The organism is Aurantimonas sp. HBX-1, from assembly GCF_021391535.1.
Classification (GTDB): Bacteria; Pseudomonadota; Alphaproteobacteria; order Rhizobiales; family Rhizobiaceae; genus Aurantimonas.
Map to the genome: position 1 here is coordinate 2,532,772 of NZ_CP090066.1, position 16,964 is coordinate 2,549,735.

Here is a 16,964-nt window from a genome sequence, read left to right on the forward strand (position 1 = left end):
AGGATCAGACCATGAAGACGCTTATCGCCCGCTTCAAGAACGACGAATCCGGCGCCACCGCCATCGAGTACGGCCTGATTGCCGGCCTGGTATCGGTCGTCATCATCGGCGCCATCACCCTTGTCGGAACGGATCTCGACACAGTGTTCCGTTCCATCGTCACGGCTCTCCCAGGCGGCGCTGCTGCATAAGCGCCACGGGTTCGTCAGGTAGAGCGGGGGGCACTAGCCCCTCCGTCCAACCACAGGGCGGCGAGCGGACATTCGATCATCTGAGCCGAAATACCATGTCCCTGCTCGCCGCCAGTCTCATCTTCCCCTCCACCATGGCGTGGGCGGGTCTGATGGATCTCATGACGATGAAGATCCGCAACAGCCTCGTTCTCTTCCTTCTCGTCGCCTACGCCGTCATGGCGCCGATGGCGGGTTTCGGCATTGCCCTTATCGCCTCCAGCGCCCTGGTGGCCCTGCTGGTCCTTGTCTGCGCGTTCACGTTGTTCGCGCTCGGCTGGATGGGCGGCGGCGATGCCAAGCTGGCGGCGGCGGCAGCACTCTGGATTGGCGCCGACCAGGCCTTCGCCTTTGCCGTCTGGACCATGCTGCTCGGGGGCGTGCTGACGCTCGCCCTGCTTCTGTTCCGGAGCTACGCCCTGCCCCTCTCCTGGTATGGCAGAGCGTGGATCGAACGCCTGCACGCCCGTGAAACCGGCGTTCCCTACGGCGTCGCGATCGCGGCGGCCGCCCTCGTCGTGTTCCCGGCGACGGCCTGGATGACGGTCCTGGCCTGAGATCTGTCCCGCGTCAGCGGGATCGGCGACACCCCGCCGGCCTCCAGCAAGAAACCCATGTCCATGTTGCGCATCCTCATCCTCCTCGTCGCCCTCTCCGCCGCCGGCGCCGCCGCTTGGCTGACCATCGGGGCGAGCCCGGAAGAGCAGAGCGCCGAGGTGCAGACGGCGCCGGCGATCGCCAGCGAAGAGGTGCTGGTCGTATCGGCCGACCTGGCGCAGGGGCAGATCCTCGATGCGACCAATGTCCAGTGGCAGCCCTGGCCGACCGAGGGCATCAATCCCGGCTTCATCACCCGATCGGCCCGTCCCGAGGCGGTCACGGAACTGACCCGTTCCGTGGTCCGCAGCCGTTTCGTCACCGGCGAGCCGATCCGGCAGGAGAAGCTGGCAGATCCCGGTTCCGGTTTCCTTTCCGCGATCCTGCCCTCCGGCATGCGCGCCGTGGGGATCAGGATTTCAGCCGAGAGCACCGCCGGCGGTTTCATCCTGCCCAACGACCGAGTTGACGTGGTCCATACCGCCACCCGAACCGGCGAGAACGACACGCTGCTCGCGACCGCCAGCAAGACGATCCTGACCAACATCCGCATCATTGCGATCGACCAGCAGACCGACGAAAGCAGCGACGAGGCGGTGGCGGTGGGCAAGACCGCGACGCTGGAAGTGGCCCCCGGACAGGTGGAGATCATCTCCGCCGCCCAGGCGTCGGGCCTCCTGTCGCTGAGCCTGCGCTCGGCGGCCGACGGCCAGGACATCCCGATTGCCGAGGTCATCGCGGCGAAGCCGACGAACCGGATGGTTCGCGTCTTCAGTGGCGGCAGCATCCAGTCGGTGGAGGTCCCGGAGGGGGCCACGCCTGCCCCGGACGTGACGCAGTCGACGGGGCAACCGGCCTTGTCGGCTGACGCCATCCAGGCTCCGGAGGCACCGCGGTCATGACCAACCTCGCCAGCATCGTCCGCCCCGACGTCAATGCGACGGCCCATGGCGAACCCGCCGCCCCGGCCGGTGTACCGGCCGCGGCTGGCCCCTCGCAGGGACCGGCGGCGCCCGGCAACGAGCCTCGGCTTCTCGGACTGGTCGAGCGCACGGACCAGGTGGCGGAACTGCCGCGGCAAGCCATGCCTGCCCGTCATGTCGCCCCGGTTCCCCGGATCTCGGTCCAGGCCTTCCACGACACCCCCGGCATGGCCGAAACGATCGGCGCGGCAGCGCAGGACCGGCTGATGTCCCGCGTGCAGATGGACGTGCGGGCCGGCGGCATCGCGGCGGCGATCGAGCTTTACGGCCACGCCCCCTCGCCGAACCTGATCCTGGTCGAGACCCGGGCCGAGCCCCAGGCGTTGCTGGCGGCGCTCGACCGGCTTGCCGACGTCTGCGACTCCCGGACCAAGGTGCTGGTGATCGGCTCCTGCAACGACATCGACCTTTATCGCGAGGTGCTGAAACGGGGCATCAGCGAATATGTCGTCGGGCCGCTGGACGCGGGCGCGGTGATCGCCGCGGTTTCCGCGATCTTCCGCGGCTCCACGGCGGAAAAGCTCGGGCAGATCTATGCCTTCGTCGGTGCCAAGGGCGGCGTCGGCTCGTCCACCATCGCCCATAACGTCGCCTGGGAGATCACCCAGGGCAACAGTTCCGGTGTGATCCTCGCCGATCTGGACCTGCCCTTCGGCACCGCCGGGCTGGATTTCGACCTTGACCCCGGCCAGGGGATCACCGACGCGATCCAGGATGCCGGCCGGCTCGACGACATGCTGCTGGAACGGCTGCTGGTGAAGTACCGCGACCAGCTGAGCCTCCTTGCCGCATCCAGCCGGCTCGACCGGCCCTTCGATCTCGACGAGAACGCCTTCGTGCCGCTGCTGGAGCTGGCCCGGTCGAACGTGCCGTTCCTGGTGCTCGATGTGCCGCATGTCTGGACCTCCTGGGCGCGGAAGACGCTGGCGGCGGCGGACAAGATCGTGATCACCGCGGCCCCCGACCTCGCCAATCTGCGCAATGCCAAGAGCATCGTGGACTTCCTGCGGGAGTCGCGTCCAAACGATGCGCCGCCACAGCTCGTCCTGAACCAGGTCGGAGTGCCGAAGCGGCCCGAGATCAAGCCGAAGGACTTCGCCGCGGCGCTGCAGATCGAACTCATCGCAACGATCCCCTTCGAGCCGCTGCTGTTCGGCACTGCCGCCAGCAAGGGCCAGATGATCGGCCAGGTCTCTTCCAAGGCGGCCGCCGCCCTGACGCTGGTCGAGGTGGCGCAGCTGATCACCGACTGCCGGCGGACCCGGGTTCGCAAGAGCATCTTCGGCTCGTTCTCCGGCCTGCTGCGCAAGGCTCCGGCCCCGGCCCCCGGCGGGAAAACCCCCAAATGACCACGCGACGTCCGGACGGAAGCATGGCCACGCCCGCCGCGCCACGCGGCGGGCGCCGGCGCTTCGGTGCAGCCACGCGGACGCTCCGCGCCTGGATGGCTGCGGCGAGGCGCGCCGAGAGCGGGGTCGCGGCGCTGGAATTCGCGCTGTTCGCGCCGGTGCTGTTCTTCGGGCTGGTCGCCACGGCCGATGTCGGGCTGGCGCTCTACGAGCGCATGACCCTCGACCATGCGCTTCGCGCCGGCGCGCAGAGCGCCATGGGCGATCCGGGCAAGGACGCGGTGCTGAGCGTCCTTTCGGCCACGGCGGCGAAGAACTTCCCGCCCGCCAGCCCGGATGCGGCCGTCCTGCCCTCGCAGCTGGTGCTGTCGGTGGATCGCTACTGCACCTGTTCCGGCGACACCGCGACCGCCGTCGCCTGCTCGACGACATGCCCGGGCACGGCCTCGACCTACATCTACTACCGGCTGGCCGCGGCGATCACCCGCGACAGCATGATCCTGCCCGACATATCCTTCAGTCCCTCCCTGCAGGTGCAGGTCCAGTGAGGCCGCCCCGATGAGCGGCGCGCTCGGCCGTCTGCGCCGCCTGCGCCGCTGCGAGCGGGGCTCGGTCGCGGTGGAATTCGCCATCATCAGCTGGGTGTTCATCCTGGTGTCGCTCGGGATCATCGAGTTCGGCCGGGGCCTGCTGATGCGCAACGAGCTGTCCTATGTCGCGGATCTGGCGGCCCGCCAGATCCTCATCGACGGGGCGGTGTCGGACAGCACCCTGGATGCGACGCTCCGCGCGGCGCTCACCAGCGGCGACCCGGATCTCCTCACGGTGGCGATCGGCACCGAGACCGTCGGCACGACGGATTACCGCACCGTCACGATCACCTATCCCTTCACGCTGCTCGTCCCCGGGCTGACCACCGACGCGATCAGCCTGTCGGTCGACCGGCGGGTGCCGATCCTCTAGGCCTCCTAGACGTGAGCGGAGCGTCCTACTGGGGTGCGGCGGCCGGGGCCGGCGCTTCCCGGGCCCGGATCTGCGCCTGCGCGCCCTCGAAGGACGCGCCCTCGTCGCCGACCGACAGGACCGGCGAGCAGGTCTCGTCGCACGAGTAGGTCTGCCGCCGAGAGCCGACATAGAGGGTCGTGAGGTCGCTCGGCGGCACGATGTGAAGCGTGTAGTCGCCGATCCGGTCGCCGTTCTCGCCGAGCACGATCAGGTTGGTCTTCCCCGCCGACTTGCCGCTCAGCACCAGCGTGCGGCTGTCGGAGAAGGTGGCCTCGACCAGCGACGGGTTGCCGATGATGATCGTGCTGGCGGATCCCGCGAGGGCGATGACTTCGGCGATGTCCAGCGTGACGTCGACCGTTTCCTGCGCCCGTGCCGTCGACGGCGCGACCATGGCGGCGCACAGCGCGAGAGCGGCCAGCACGGGTGGGAACGGGTTCGGCACTGGGGCAATCCTCGGTGACCCGGCGCGTCCCGACGAGGGCGCGGCGGAGGGATCCTCTGCGGCGACAATAGCGCGCCGGCGCCCCGATCACCTAGGCGTTTCGCCATCCCCCCGGCCGGCATCCGGCCGAACCGCGCGATCGCAGGAGGGTGGCCATCCGTTCTAGGCCGTCCGGCGGAATAGCGTGGCGCCCGCGAAGGATTAGGTTGGCAGCCAACCCACGGGGCTCGACGCGCCCCCGTACGAGCCGCCCATCCGGCCAGTTCTCCGGGCCGCCGCAAGCCGGCCGGAGACGGGCGCGCCCGGTTCCGCCACGGCGCGAGCGCAAGAGGCAACGCGATGTTCGGCAAGAAGAACGCATTCGACGACCCGGGCATCGAGCCGGCAGGCCTGGTCTTTGCCGAGCTGCGCCCGTCGGGGGTCGCCCCGGCCGCCGCGCCCGCCCCCGCCCCTGTCCCGGTCCGCGCCCCTGCCGTAGCCGTCGCGCGCGCGACGCCGGACGCCCGGTCGGAAGACTACTACGCGCTCAAGCGGCAGGCTTTCGCCGCCCTGGTCGAGACGATCGACGTGGCGCAGCTCTCCAACATGGGGACCGAGCAGGCCCAGAAGGAGATCGGGGAAGTCCTCCACGACATCCTGCGCGCCAAGAAGATCGTGATGTCCAAGACCGAGCAGCGCGACCTGTTCAAGGACATCTGCAACGACGTCCTCGGCTACGGCCCGCTGGAGCCTCTGCTGGCCCGCGACGACATCTCGGACATCATGGTGAACGGCGCCGACACGGTCTACATCGAGGTCGGCGGCAAGATCGTGCGCACCGACGTCCGCTTCCGCGACAACCAGCAGCTCCTCAATGTCTGCCAGCGCATCGTCAGCCAGGTCGGGCGGCGCGTCGACGAAAGTTCGCCGATCTGCGACGCGCGCCTCGCCGACGGCTCGCGCGTCAACGTCATCGCGCCACCGCTGGCCATCGACGGCCCGACACTCACCATCCGCAAGTTCAAGAAGGACAAGCTGACGCTCGACCAGCTGGTGCGCTTCGGCACGATCACCCCGGAGGGCGCCCGCATCCTCGAGATCATCGGCCGGGTCCGCTGCAACGTCATCGTTTCCGGCGGCACCGGCTCCGGCAAGACGACGCTGCTGAACTGCCTGACCGCCTATATCGAACCCGACGAACGCGTCATCACCTGCGAGGACGCGGCGGAGCTGCAGCTGCAGCAGCCCCACGTCGTGCGTCTCGAGACCCGGCCGGCCAATCTCGAGGGCGAAGGCGCCGTGACGATGCGCGACCTCGTCAAGAACTGCCTGCGCATGCGGCCCGAGCGGATCATCGTCGGCGAGGTCCGCGGCCCGGAAGCCTTCGATCTCCTGCAGGCGATGAACACCGGCCATGACGGCTCGATGGGCACGCTGCACGCCAACACGCCGCGCGAGGCGATCAGCCGTATCGAGAGCATGATCACCATGGGCGGCTACACGCTGCCCTCCAAGACCATCCGCGACATGATCGTCTCGTCGGTCGACGTCATCGTCCAGGCCGCACGCCTGCGCGACGGCTCCCGCCGCATCACCCATATCACCGAGGTCCTCGGCCTCGAGGGCGACGTCGTCATCACCCAGGACCTGTTCGTCTACGAGATGCTCGGGGAGGACGCGTCCGGCAAGATCATCGGCCGGCATCGCTCCACCGGCATTGGCCGCCCGGCCTTCTGGGACCGGGCGCGCTACTATGGCGAGGAGAAGCGCCTGGCCGCCGCGCTCGACGCCGCCGACACGGCGATCGCGGCCTGATGATCGCGCCTCGAACCGATCTCCGTCATGATCACGCCTGAGCTCCTGCCCTTCGCGCTGGCCCTTTTGTTCGGGTTGAGCACCACCGGCGTCCTGGTGACCATGTTCTATCCGCGGCTGGCCGGACGATCGGACTTCGACCGGCGCGTGCGCGCCGTCGTCGGAACCGCCACGGCGATCGGCGAGCGCGGCGCGGCGGCCGAGGACGGCCGGCGCAAGCGCTCGGTCGACGCGATCCTGCGCGACATGGAGGAGACGCAGAAATCCAAGAAGCGGGCGAAGCCCTCGCTGGTCAGCCGGATGCGCCAGGCCGACCTGAACTGGACCAGGAACGGCTACTATCTCGTCTGCGTCGTCGCGGCCGGCGTCGCGCTGGCCGCCGCTCTCTTCGGCCTGCGGTTTAGCCTTGCTCCGTCGATCGGATTTGCCATCGCCGGCGGGCTCATGATCCCGCATTTCTACGTCAATCTCCGGCGCAGGCGCCGCTTCAAGCGGTTTGCCGCGGAATTCCCGAATGCGGTCGACGTGATCGTCCGCGGCGTCAAGGCCGGGCTGCCGCTCGTCGACTGCCTGAAGATCATCGCCACCGAGGCGCAGGACCCGGTACGCAGCGAGTTCAAGACCATCGTGGCCGACCAGACCCTCGGCATGCCGATGCACGAAGCCGTCGAGCGCCTGCCCGAGCGGATCCCGCTGTCGGAGGCGAACTTCTTCGCCATCGTCATCGCGATCCAGAGCCGGACCGGCGGCAGCCTTTCCGAAGCCCTCGGCAATCTCTCGAGGGTGCTGCGCGAGCGCAAGAAGATGCAGGCCAAGATCAAGGCGATGGCCTCGGAGGCGAAGGCATCCGGCGGCATCATCGGCTCGCTGCCGGTGATCGTCGGCCTGCTCGTCTACTTCACCAGCCCGGATTACATCTCGCTGCTGTTCACCGAGCAGACCGGCAACTTCGTGCTGGCCGGCTGCGCCGTGTGGATGGGCATCGGCATCATGGTGATGCGCAAGATGATCAACTTCGACTTCTGAGAGCGCCATGAACCTCGCCTCGCTTACCGGAAATCCCGAGCTGCTTCCCGGCCTGATGGCGGCGCTGGCGGCGTTTGCCGCCATCCTCGTCGTCGGCTGGCCTTATCTGGCGCGCGACCACCTCGGCCAGCGCATGCAGAAGATCGCCAGCGAGCGGGAATTCGTGCGGGTGCGCGAGCGCGAGCGGCTGAATGCCGTCAAGAAGCCGGCATCGCTCCGCCAGGAGCCGAAGAAGATCTTCACCGAGATCGTCGGCCGCTTCCGGCTAGCCCGGCAGAGTGGTGGCGGGGAGCTGGTGCCGATGCTGCGCATGGCCGGCTATCGCGGCCAGGGCCCGGTGACGACCTATCTCGCCGCCCGCGTGATCGCCCCCGCGGTGATGTTCGCGGGGACGCTATTCTACGTCTTCGTGGTCCTGCAGCTGGAGCATCCGCCGATCGCCAAGCTGGGCATGGCGGTGGCGGCTGCCGGCCTCGGCTACTACGCGCCGGCGCTCTACGTGAAGAACAAGATATCCAAGCGCCAGAAGGCGATCCGCCGGGCCTGGCCGGACGCGCTCGATCTGCTGCTGATCTGCGTGGAATCGGGGATGGCGATCGAGAGCGCGTTCCGCAAGGTGTCCGAAGAGATCGGAAGCCAGTCGAACGAGCTCGCCGAGGAGCTGAGCCTGACCACGGCCGAGCTCGCCTATCTGCAGGACCGCCGCCAGGCCTACGAGAATCTCGGGCGGCGCACCGCGCTCGAGGCCGTGCGGGGTGTCGTCACCAGCCTGATCCAGGCGGAAAAATACGGCACGCCGCTCGGCCAGTCGCTGCGCGTCATGGCGCAGGAGAGCCGCGACATGCGGATGAGCGAGGCCGAGAAGAAGGCTGCAGCCCTGCCGCCGAAGCTCACCGTCCCGATGATCCTGTTCTTCCTGCCGGTGCTCTTCGCCATCATCATCACGCCTGCCGCCATCCAGATGTCCGGCATCAACTAGCCACCGGAGCAGACAGCCATGAACGTCCCCCACGCCCTGCGACGCGGCCAGCCGAACGGAGCGGCCAGGCTCGCCGCCCGCGTCGCGACGGCTCTGGGGAGACTGCGGGTCGAGGAAAGCGGGGCCGCCGCGGTGCTCGCGGCCATCCTGTTTCCGATCGTCATCGGCGGCATGGGGCTCGGTGCCGAGGCCGGCTACTGGTACCTGACCCAGCGCAAGCTGCAGCACGCCGCCGATCTGTCGGTCTATGCGGCGGCAGTGCGCAAGCGGTCCGGAGACACCCCGAGCAGCGTCCAGGCCGCGGCCCTGAACATCGCGACGCAGGACGGGTTCAAGATCCTGGCCGGCACGATCGCCGTCAACGCCCCGCCGGTCAGCGGCGCCAGCGCCGGCTCGGGCAACAGCATCGAGGTGATCCTCACCGAAACCCAGCAGCGGCTGTTCTCGTCGCTGTTCACCAAGGAACCCGTGGTCCTCACCGGGCGGGCGGTTGCCAGCATCACCGGGGGATCGAGCGCCTGCGTCCTGGCGCTTTCTCCCACCGCGGCCGGGGCGGTGACGGTCGCCGGCTCCACCATCGTCACGCTGAACGGCTGCGACGTCGCTTCGAATTCCAACGCCGCCGATGCCCTGAAGATGCAGGGGAGCGCGCAGCTGACGACCGATTGCGCCTACACGGTCGGCGAGGCGGTCACCACGGCGAGCCTTACCCTGACCACCTGCGACTCCGTCCGCCAGCAGGCGCCGGTGATCGCCGATCCCTACGCGGACGTGGTGGAGCCGGCCCTCGCCGGGACCTGCCGGTCCGGAAACGTCAACGGCACCACGCTCACCCCGACCGAGACACACCCGAGCGGCGTCAGCGTCATGCGGTTCTGCAACGGCCTCAGTGTCCAGGGCACCGTCACGTTCAAGCCCGGGCTCTACATCATCGAGGGCGGCAACTTCACGGTGAACGCCGGCGCCGTCCTCGCCGGCTCGGGCGTGACCTTCTACTTCGCCGCCAATGCCGGGCTCCGGCTGAATGGCGGTGCGACGGTCAACTTCGCGGCGCCGGGAACCGGCCCCTATTCGGGCATGCTGTTCTTCGGCGCACGCGCCAGCACGGTCGTCACCAACCAGGTGAACGGCGCCTCCAATTCCACCTTCGACGGCGCGGTCTACTTTCCGTCCTCCGGCGTCGAGTATTCCGGACGGGCCGGATCGACGGGCGGCTGCACGCAGATCGTCGGCCGGACCGTGACCTTCATCGGCAATTCCCAGGTGAAGTCCGACTGCCAGGCCGCCGGGACCCGGGCCATCGCCACGCGGCAGACGGTCGCGATCGTCGAATGACCGGCTGACGGCGGCCCAACGTTACTGGGCGGGAACGCCGCCCGGCTGTCCGATCGCGACCGCCGCGCCAGCTGCCGGCGGCGCCGCCGGCACCGCGGGGGGCGTCACCACCGCCGCGATGCCGCCCGCAGCATCCGTCACCGCCGCGCAGGCATTGCCGTCGCAGACATAGTCGAGCGGCGCGTTCCTGCCCTGGAAGACGCGGACCATCGGCGCCGCCGCCGCCGCGGGAACGACATTGACGACGGCGGCGAGCAGCACGGTCTTGTTCGCGTCGAGCAGGTAGAGGTTGGTCGAGCCGAGCGTCTTGCCGGTCAGGATCAGCATCTCCCCGACCGGTGCCACGTCGACGACCTCCTCGCTGCCGAGGACGATGCTCGTCGGCACCACCTCGGTCTTCAAGAGCGTCGCGTAACCCAGCTTCACGTCGATCACGTCCCGCGTCGCGATCGTCAGGGGTCCGCCGGCGCCGCCCGACGTCCGGCCGGCAGCGCCGCGGTCCGGCATTGGCGCCCTGCCCGCCGGCCCGTCGGACAGATCGGCTGCCGAGGCCACCGACGCCGTCAGGGCCAGCACGGCCAGAGCCGATCGGATCGTCGCCCCGCGATATCGCATGATCGTCATCCTGTCAGGTGGTCCTCTGTGATGTGCCGCCAAGTCGGAAGAACCCTCTCTCCAAGCTCGGAAGGCGAAGCGGACGCCACTGCGGATCATAGCCCCCGATGCCCGCTCTTTCCGTCACGAGACAGTGACCCGGGCGCCGACGCTCACCCGGTCGAAGAGATCGATCACGTCGGTATTGGTCATCCGGAAGCAGCCCGCCGAGCCGGCGGTCCCGATCGTCGAGGGATCGTTCGTCCCGTGGATCCGGTAGAGCGTGTCGCGGCCGTCGCGGTGCAGATAGAGGGCCCTCGCGCCCAGCGGGTTGAGCGGGCCCGGCGGCACATAGGCCGGCAGGCCGGGATCGCGCCGGCGCATCTCCGCCGGCGGACGCCACTCCGGCCACTCGGACTTGGCCCCGACACGCACGGTGCCGGACCAGCCGAAGCCGTCCCGCCCGACGCCGATCCGGTATCCGAGGGCCCTGCCCGGTGCGACCACCAGGAAGAGCTGCCTCGTCCGGGTGTCCACCGCGATGCTGCCGACCGGCCCGGAGCCGGCCATCGCGACCTCGGTGCGCGTGCTAGGGCCGAGACTGTTGGGAACCAGCGCGCGCCGGTTGTCCGGTGTCCGGTTGCCCAGGAACCAGGCGAACCGCTGCTCCTCGGCAGCCGCCGCGGACGCGGCAAGAGGCGCGAGTGCCAGCATCAGAAAGGCGCGCCGGCTGGGGCCGCCGAGACGACGCGCCGCGCGCGGCTCGTTCGCGGCTCCTGGCATTGCGGTCGGCGGCGGCCGCGTCATCGGATCATGGTCCTTCTCTCCGCCGTCAGGGGACAGCCACCGGCTGGACCGCCGGCTCCGCGGTCGCACCGGCCGTCGAGTAGCGGCGCATCACCACCGCGGTGCGCTGGCCGTCGCCGTCGATGTCGGTTCGCTTGGAGGCGCGCGGCCACGGATCGATGGTGTGGACGACGCTGTTCCAGTCCTGCGCGTCGCCCGCCGCCAGCGTGATGGAATCGCGATGGTTCAGGTAGTCGGCGCATCCGGCGAGCATCGTCACCGATGCGAGGCAGGCGAGGACCGGCAGCCGGCGCTTACTTCTTCTTGAAAGCATAGCCCGCTTCCGGCGGCAGATCGATGATATGCCCGTAGGGGCCGATGACCCCCTCCCCGGTGGCGAAGCCCTTCAGCATGCTGTCGTCCACCTCGAGAACGCCGAGAAGGAAGAACTCGACGTCGTTGCTGGGCCGCGAGGAGTCGAGCGGCGTGCGCAAGGCGACGCCGGGTTCGCTCGGACGAGCAAGGTGCGGCGTGACGATGATGACCAGATCCGTCTCCTGCTTCTGGAACGAGGACGACCGGAACAGCACGCCGAGGATGGGCAGCTGGCCGAGCCACGGGATCTGGTTCTGGGATTTCGTGTGCACCGTCTGCAGCAGGCCGGCGATGGCGAAACTCTGGCCGTCGCGAAGCTGGATCGTCGTCTTGGCGCGGCGGGTCGTGAAGGCCGGGATCTCGATCGTTCCGGTCCGGATGGTGGTCGTGGGATCGACCTGGCTCACCTCCGGCTCCAGCGTCATGCTGATCAGCCCGTCATCCAGGACCACCGGCGTGAAGTTGAGCCGTACGCCATACTCCTTGTAGATCACGGTGATCTGGCCGTTTTCCTCGGAAACCGGGACGGGAACCTCGCCGCCCGCCAGGAAGCTGGCGGTCTCGCCGGAGAGCGCGACGAGATTCGGTTCGGCCAGGCGCCGTGCCAGGCCCTTGCGTTCCAGGGCCTCGACCAGAATGTCGGCGCTGATGCCGGTGTCCAGTATCTGGGCGAGCAGGGCGCCGAAGGGGGCGTTGCCGCTGGGCAGGCTTCCGTCGGTCGTCAGCCCTCGCCCGCTGGTGCTGCCGACACCGCTTGCGAACAGGCTGACGCCGAGCTCGCGCCCGGCGTTGCGGCTCGCCTCGATGAACCGGACCTCCAGCTTGACCTGCTGGGCATCCGACACGGTGAGGGAATTGATGATCTCGTCGGAGCCGTACTGCTCGGCGATCTCGAGGACCGAACGCAGCGCCACCCCGTCCGGCACGGAGCCGCTCAGGCGGATCCTGCCGTTGACCGTCTGAACCTGCACCCGGGCGTTCGGTACCGCCTGCCGGATCGCCAGCTGCAGATCGGGCGTGTCGACGCCCACCTCGACGTCGAAGCTGCCGAGCAGCCTGCCCGTCTCGTCGTACAGCGCGACATTCGTCGTGCCCTGTGCGTTGCCCATGACGGAGAGGGACTGATCGTCCATCAGAGCGACGGAGGTAATGTCCGGATCGCCCACCACGACCCGCCCCACCGGCGCCGCCGTCCCCACGGTCATGAACTGCCCGACCGCTACGTCAACCTCGTTGCCGCTACGTCCGTTTCCGAAGGAGATCAGGCCCGACTGCGCATGCGACGCGGGTACACCGATGAAGAGAACGGCCGTGAGGACGAGTGCCGCGACGGCGGCGGGAGGCCAGGTCATACCATGCGCCGGACGTGGTGGCCGATAACCCCGAAACCGCATGGGCCGCATTCCTCGTTGAGGAGCTCTAACGTTCCGAACTCTAAACAGAATTTCGGCGCGAACCTAGCGTCGTCCCGGAATTTGGACCTGCCGTGGTAAAATGATCACGTGCGCGACATTGGGTGAGGCGGAAGCGTTAAAAGCTACAACCTTCCCGTGAAGCGTGCTTAATCAATCGGCTTGCCGCGGGACCCGCTGCCGCCTGGCGGGGCCGGCCCGGCCATGGGGCGCCCGGCAGTTCGAGATCCAGTCCTTCTGGACTTCGGCGCATGGCGGGAAACAGAAGGGACGTTGAGATCCACAGCATGAGCAAGTCGATCGTCGCTCTGCTTGCCGGTATCCTCGGTCTCGGCCTGTTTCTTCCAGGCTGTACCAGCATCGACAAGATGGAATTTACCAGCTTCGGAGACACTGCCGCCGGTATGCAGATGCCCGATACGGTGGATTACTATCCCGACGATCAGCTCTTGCAGGTTGCCAAGACGCAGTTCTCCCAAGGCAATTACGGCCATGCCGCACGCTATTTCGAAAAGGCGGTGGAAGTCATGCCGAACGATGCCGAAGCCTGGCTCGGTCTCGCCGCCTCTTATGACAGGATCCGCCGGTTCGACCTTGCCGATCGCGCCTACCGGCAACTGGCGAAGCTGATCGGCGGGCGGCCCGAATACTTCAACAATGTCGGCTATTCCTACCTGCTCCGCGGTGACCTGCTGAAGGCGCGGAGCAACTTCTTGAAGGCCTACGAGCTGGACCCGTCGAACCTGACGACGGCCAACAATCTCGCCTTGCTGCAGAACAGCGCACAGCGGCCGCAACGCTAGCGCCTCGCCGGGCGGGCGCGGCTGACGGGCACCGCAGGAGCGGCATCCGGCCCGCGCATCCGGTTCGCCAGCGTCGGCGTCCATGAGTTCGGGAATGCCAGGTCGCAACACCGGCAGTTCATGGTGGGACCCGGGGGCTGCGCAACGTCAGCAAGGGGCTGGTCGGTGTCGGCTTCTGGCGACGGCCCGCATTGGGCGGTCTCGCAGAGCCGCCCCGCATAGACAGCGTCAAGGAGGCGCCCGTGACAACATCGGATCCGGACCTGGAGCGCAAGCGCCAGCGCGCGCTGGCGTCCTTCGGGGAGTTCGCCCTGCAGACCGAGGACCTGGTCGCGGCGCTGACGGAAGCCTGCCGCCTGGTGAGCGATGCGCTCGGCACCAAGCGGGCCAAGGTGCTGGAGATCGAGGCCGGCGGCGACAGCCTGATCATGCGGGCCGGCGTCGGCTGGGCGCCGGACACGGTCGGACGCCTCCGCCTGCCGATGAGCGAGCATTCGTCCGAGACCTTCTCGATCCGCGAGCGCGTCCCGGTGATCGTGCAGGACATTCGCGAGGAGACCCGCTTCGAGCTCGCCGACTTCCTGAAGAAAGCCAGCGTGATGGCGCTCGCCAACGTGCCGATCATCCTGCCCGGCGGGCGGGCCTACGGGCTCCTCGAAGTCGATGCGATCACGCCGCGCGAATTCGGCCCGGACGACACCGAGTTCCTGCGGACCTATGCCGCCCTTTTGGGCGGCGCGATCGACCGCCTGCTCCGGACCCAGGTGCTGCGCGAGAGCGAGGCGCTGAAGACCGCGATGCTCGACGCGGCGCTCGACTGCATCGTCACGATCGACGAACAGAGCCTGGTCCTCGACTGGAACCCCGCCGCGGAACGGACCTTCGGCTATCAGCGGGCGGATGTCCTCGGCGAGGACATAAGCCGGCTGATCGTGCCGCCCGAACAGCGGGAGGGGCATTGCCGCGGCATGGCCCACTATCTGACGACCGGGGAAGGCCCCATGCTGGGGCGGCGGTTCGAGGTGGAGGCGCTGCGGGCCGACGGTTCGCGGATCCCGGTCGAGCTGACGGTCCACCCGATCACCATCGGCAACCGGACCCGCTTCACCGCCAGCCTGCGGGACATCACCTATCGCAAGGAGGCCGAGGCGGCCCTGCGCGAAAGCGAGCAGCGCCTGCGCTCGACCTACGAGCACGCCTTCGTCAGCATGGCGGAAGTCGATACCGCGGGCCGGTTCCTGCTCGTCAACGAGCAGTTCTCGCGGCTCACCGGCTACAGCGGCGACGAACTTCTCAAGCTGACCTTCGGGGAAATCACGCATCCGGACGACAGGCCGGCCGACCAGGAGCAGTTCCGCCGACAGATGGCGGGGGAGCTCGACGTCTACACGCTCGAAATGCGCTGCCTGCACAAGGACGGGCACGTCGTCTCGGTCGAGCTCGCCGCGTCCCGCGTGGACGACATGGAGGGACAGCCGCTCTACGGCGTGCGCGTCGTGCGCGACATCACCGAGCGGCGGCGCGTCGAGGAACACCAGCTGGCCAGGGGCCGCGCCGAAACCGCGAGCCAGGCGACGACGGAGTTCCTTGCCTCGATGAGCCACGAGATCCGCACGCCGCTGAACGGCATCATCGGCTACACGGATCTGCTCCTCGACATGGACCTGACGGCGGAGCAGCGCCGCCTGGCCGGGCGCATCGAGTTCGCCGGCGACGCCCTCTTGACCGTGGTCAACGACATCCTCGACTTCTCCAAGATCGAGGCCGGGCGGATCCGGCTTCATCCGCAGCCGTTCTCGCTGCGGGACCTCATCGACAACACCGTTTCCATCGTGGCCGATTTCGCCGAGCGGAAGGGCCTGACGATGCTGGTCGACCTGGATTCGGACCTGCCCAACGCGATGGTGGGCGACGAGTCACGCATCCGGCAGGTCCTGCTCAACCTCCTGAACAACGCCGTGAAGTTCACCCGGCAGGGCCATGTGCGGCTGCATGTCGGCTACGATGGAGCGCCGACGGAGCGCGAGGAGATCTGCTTTTCGATCAGCGACACCGGCATCGGCATCGCCGGCGACGAGCGCGAACAGCTCTTCCAGCGCTTCTCCCAGCTGAACCCGTCGGACACGCGCAAGGACGGCGGAACCGGCCTCGGCCTGGCGATCTCCAAGCGTCTGGTGGAGCTGATGGGCGGCAAGATCGGGGTCGACAGCCACGAGAGCCTGGGCTCGACCTTCTGGTTCACGCTCCCGCAGCGCCGCGCCGCCGACAAGGTCATCGCCCGCAAGCACCCAGCCTCGCTGGCGGTGCCGACCCGCCCGGGCCTGATCCTGCTGGTGGAGGATCTCGAGCACAACCGCGACCTCGCGCGGATGATCCTCACCAAGGCGGGGCACGAGGTGGACACTGCGCTCAACGGCGCGCAGGCCGTGGAGGCCGTCCAGGCCAGGCCCTACGATCTGGTGCTGATGGATGTCCAGATGCCGGTGATGGACGGGATCGCGGCAACCCGGGCGATCCGCGCGCTGCCGGACCCGGCGAGCACGGTCCCGATCATCGCCATGACGGCGAACGTGATGCCGCAACAGGTGACGGCCTTCGAGGAAGCCGGGATGAACGACCACGTCGGCAAGCCCTTCCGCCGCCTCGAACTGTTCGAGAAGGTGAACGGCTGGCTGGCGAAGGGCCGGGCCGCGCGCGCCGGGACCGAAGCCGACGGCGCCGCCATGGCGGCGCTGATCGACCTGATGGGGCGGGAGTGGGTCGAAAACGGCCTGCGGACGCTGCGGCAGATGACCGGCGAGGCGTTTCCGGCCGGGACCCTTGCTCTCGCGGACACCGAGGCGCTTGCCCGGCAGGCTCACCAGCTCGTCTCGCACGCCGCTCTCCTCGGCTTCACGAAGCTCTCCGGATTGTGCAGCGAACTCGAGGAGGCATGCCCCCGCGGGGCGGAACTGCCGGCGATCTACGCCAGGGCCGCTGCCGAAGCGCGCCTGGCCGACCGCTCGATCGACCACATGCTCGCCGGCTGAAGCAGCGGCGACGCCGGGACGGTTCGGGAATGCCCGGGAACAGCCGGCTGACCGCGATGCGGCGCAGCCGGGTCACGGGCGTCCGCACATCCGGCCCGAGCGAGACGAACAGGAGCCCGGTCCTTGCGGCCGATGCCCGGCGGGTTGCCATGGAAGCGGAACCGTTTCCGTGTTGCGAACCGCCTCGCACACGTAAACTCCGGATGTTCAAGGGTGCAGATT

Annotated in this window: 17 protein-coding genes; 12 read left to right on the forward strand and 5 right to left on the reverse strand. The window is 68.5% G+C overall.

Going from position 1 to position 16,964, the window contains the following annotated elements:
• Positions 1-11: 11 nt before the first annotated feature.
• From LXB15_RS11970 to LXB15_RS11995, 6 genes are all read left to right on the forward strand, one after another.
• A complete protein-coding gene (locus LXB15_RS11970; RefSeq protein WP_233953147.1) occupies positions 12-191 on the forward strand; it encodes a Flp family type IVb pilin in 180 nt (59 codons plus the stop codon).
• A gap of 95 nt (positions 192-286) precedes the next feature.
• Positions 287-787, forward strand: a complete 501-nt coding sequence (locus LXB15_RS11975; protein ID WP_233948673.1) for a prepilin peptidase — start codon at positions 287-289, stop codon at positions 785-787.
• A 57-nt stretch (positions 788-844) separates the two neighbouring features.
• Positions 845-1,729, forward strand: a complete 885-nt coding sequence (cpaB, locus tag LXB15_RS11980; protein WP_233948674.1) for a Flp pilus assembly protein CpaB — start codon at positions 845-847, stop codon at positions 1,727-1,729.
• Positions 1,726-3,159 carry a CtpF protein gene (locus LXB15_RS11985; protein WP_233948675.1) on the forward strand — a complete coding sequence of 478 codons (1,434 nt, stop codon included), beginning with the start codon at positions 1,726-1,728 and terminating at the stop codon, positions 3,157-3,159. Before cpaB ends, LXB15_RS11985 begins: the two co-directional genes overlap by 4 nt.
• Positions 3,156-3,707: a TadE/TadG family type IV pilus assembly protein gene (locus LXB15_RS11990; RefSeq protein WP_233948676.1), complete on the forward strand. Its 552-nt coding sequence runs from the start codon at positions 3,156-3,158 to the stop codon at positions 3,705-3,707. The genes LXB15_RS11985 and LXB15_RS11990 overlap by 4 nt, the downstream gene beginning before the upstream one ends.
• A gap of 10 nt (positions 3,708-3,717) precedes the next feature.
• Positions 3,718-4,122: a TadE/TadG family type IV pilus assembly protein gene (locus tag LXB15_RS11995; RefSeq protein ID WP_233948677.1), complete on the forward strand. Its 405-nt coding sequence runs from the start codon at positions 3,718-3,720 to the stop codon at positions 4,120-4,122.
• Positions 4,123-4,147: 25 nt separating this feature from the next.
• On the opposite strand, the gene LXB15_RS12000 is transcribed toward LXB15_RS11995, so the two are convergent.
• A complete protein-coding gene (locus LXB15_RS12000; RefSeq protein WP_233948678.1) occupies positions 4,148-4,609 on the reverse strand; it encodes a pilus assembly protein N-terminal domain-containing protein in 462 nt (153 codons plus the stop codon).
• A 339-nt stretch (positions 4,610-4,948) separates the two neighbouring features.
• Here LXB15_RS12000 and LXB15_RS12005 point away from each other — a divergent pair, with 339 nt between their 5' ends.
• Genes LXB15_RS12005 through LXB15_RS12020 form a run of 4 tightly spaced genes read left to right on the forward strand, consistent with a single transcriptional unit; the run spans position 4,949 to position 9,743 of the window.
• Positions 4,949-6,403, forward strand: a complete 1,455-nt coding sequence (locus LXB15_RS12005) for a CpaF family protein (protein ID WP_233948679.1) — start codon at positions 4,949-4,951, stop codon at positions 6,401-6,403.
• 27 nt (positions 6,404-6,430) lie between these two features.
• Positions 6,431-7,429, forward strand: coding sequence for a type II secretion system F family protein (locus LXB15_RS12010; RefSeq protein WP_233948680.1), 999 nt, complete (start codon positions 6,431-6,433; stop codon positions 7,427-7,429).
• A gap of 7 nt (positions 7,430-7,436) precedes the next feature.
• Positions 7,437-8,408, forward strand: a complete 972-nt coding sequence (locus tag LXB15_RS12015; RefSeq protein ID WP_233948681.1) for a type II secretion system F family protein — start codon at positions 7,437-7,439, stop codon at positions 8,406-8,408.
• An 18-nt stretch (positions 8,409-8,426) separates the two neighbouring features.
• On the forward strand, positions 8,427-9,743 hold the full coding sequence (locus tag LXB15_RS12020) for a pilus assembly protein TadG-related protein (RefSeq protein ID WP_233948682.1): 1,317 nt from the start codon (positions 8,427-8,429) through the stop codon (positions 9,741-9,743).
• A gap of 21 nt (positions 9,744-9,764) precedes the next feature.
• Here LXB15_RS12020 and LXB15_RS12025 read toward each other — a convergent pair whose 3' ends face one another.
• The 4 genes from LXB15_RS12025 to LXB15_RS12040 form a co-directional block, all read right to left on the reverse strand.
• Positions 9,765-10,367, reverse strand: a complete 603-nt coding sequence (locus LXB15_RS12025; RefSeq protein ID WP_233948683.1) for a pilus assembly protein N-terminal domain-containing protein — start codon at positions 10,365-10,367, stop codon at positions 9,765-9,767.
• Positions 10,368-10,481: 114 nt separating this feature from the next.
• A complete protein-coding gene (locus LXB15_RS12030; RefSeq protein ID WP_233948684.1) occupies positions 10,482-11,051 on the reverse strand; it encodes a L,D-transpeptidase in 570 nt (189 codons plus the stop codon).
• A gap of 118 nt (positions 11,052-11,169) precedes the next feature.
• A complete protein-coding gene (locus tag LXB15_RS12035) occupies positions 11,170-11,457 on the reverse strand; it encodes a hypothetical protein (protein ID WP_233948685.1) in 288 nt (95 codons plus the stop codon).
• On the reverse strand, positions 11,438-12,850 hold the full coding sequence (locus LXB15_RS12040; protein WP_233948686.1) for a type II and III secretion system protein family protein: 1,413 nt from the start codon (positions 12,848-12,850) through the stop codon (positions 11,438-11,440). Before LXB15_RS12040 ends, LXB15_RS12035 begins: the two co-directional genes overlap by 20 nt.
• 347 nt (positions 12,851-13,197) lie before the next feature.
• Here LXB15_RS12040 and LXB15_RS12045 point away from each other — a divergent pair, with 347 nt between their 5' ends.
• Together LXB15_RS12045 and LXB15_RS12050 are read left to right on the forward strand one after the other, a co-directional pair.
• Positions 13,198-13,713, forward strand: a complete 516-nt coding sequence (locus LXB15_RS12045) for a lipopolysaccharide assembly protein LapB (protein ID WP_233948687.1) — start codon at positions 13,198-13,200, stop codon at positions 13,711-13,713.
• Between the two features lie 242 nt (positions 13,714-13,955).
• Entirely contained in the window at positions 13,956-16,742 is a 2,787-nt protein-coding gene (locus LXB15_RS12050) for a PAS domain S-box protein (protein ID WP_233948688.1), read from the forward strand.
• Positions 16,743-16,964 lie beyond the last annotated feature (222 nt).

Bases quoted from the DNA above. Each gene is read 5' to 3' on its own strand.
- LXB15_RS11970 (WP_233953147.1), top strand. From the start codon at position 12: ATGAAGACGCTTATCGCCCGCTTCAAGAACGACGAATCCGGCGCCACC.
- LXB15_RS11975 (WP_233948673.1), top strand. From the start codon at position 287: ATGTCCCTGCTCGCCGCCAGTCTCATCTTCCCCTCCACCATGGCGTGG.
- cpaB (WP_233948674.1), top strand. From the start codon at position 845: ATGTCCATGTTGCGCATCCTCATCCTCCTCGTCGCCCTCTCCGCCGCC.
- LXB15_RS11985 (WP_233948675.1), top strand. From the start codon at position 1,726: ATGACCAACCTCGCCAGCATCGTCCGCCCCGACGTCAATGCGACGGCC.
- LXB15_RS11990 (WP_233948676.1), top strand. From the start codon at position 3,156: ATGACCACGCGACGTCCGGACGGAAGCATGGCCACGCCCGCCGCGCCA.
- LXB15_RS11995 (WP_233948677.1), top strand. From the start codon at position 3,718: ATGAGCGGCGCGCTCGGCCGTCTGCGCCGCCTGCGCCGCTGCGAGCGG.
- LXB15_RS12005 (WP_233948679.1), top strand. From the start codon at position 4,949: ATGTTCGGCAAGAAGAACGCATTCGACGACCCGGGCATCGAGCCGGCA.
- LXB15_RS12010 (WP_233948680.1), top strand. From the start codon at position 6,431: ATGATCACGCCTGAGCTCCTGCCCTTCGCGCTGGCCCTTTTGTTCGGG.
- LXB15_RS12015 (WP_233948681.1), top strand. From the start codon at position 7,437: ATGAACCTCGCCTCGCTTACCGGAAATCCCGAGCTGCTTCCCGGCCTG.
- LXB15_RS12020 (WP_233948682.1), top strand. From the start codon at position 8,427: ATGAACGTCCCCCACGCCCTGCGACGCGGCCAGCCGAACGGAGCGGCC.
- LXB15_RS12025 (WP_233948683.1), bottom strand. From the start codon at position 10,367: ATGACGATCATGCGATATCGCGGGGCGACGATCCGATCGGCTCTGGCC.
- LXB15_RS12030 (WP_233948684.1), bottom strand. From the start codon at position 11,051: ATGCTGGCACTCGCGCCTCTTGCCGCGTCCGCGGCGGCTGCCGAGGAG.
- LXB15_RS12035 (WP_233948685.1), bottom strand. From the start codon at position 11,457: ATGCTTTCAAGAAGAAGTAAGCGCCGGCTGCCGGTCCTCGCCTGCCTC.
- LXB15_RS12040 (WP_233948686.1), bottom strand. From the start codon at position 12,850: ATGACCTGGCCTCCCGCCGCCGTCGCGGCACTCGTCCTCACGGCCGTT.
- LXB15_RS12045 (WP_233948687.1), top strand. From the start codon at position 13,198: ATGAGCAAGTCGATCGTCGCTCTGCTTGCCGGTATCCTCGGTCTCGGC.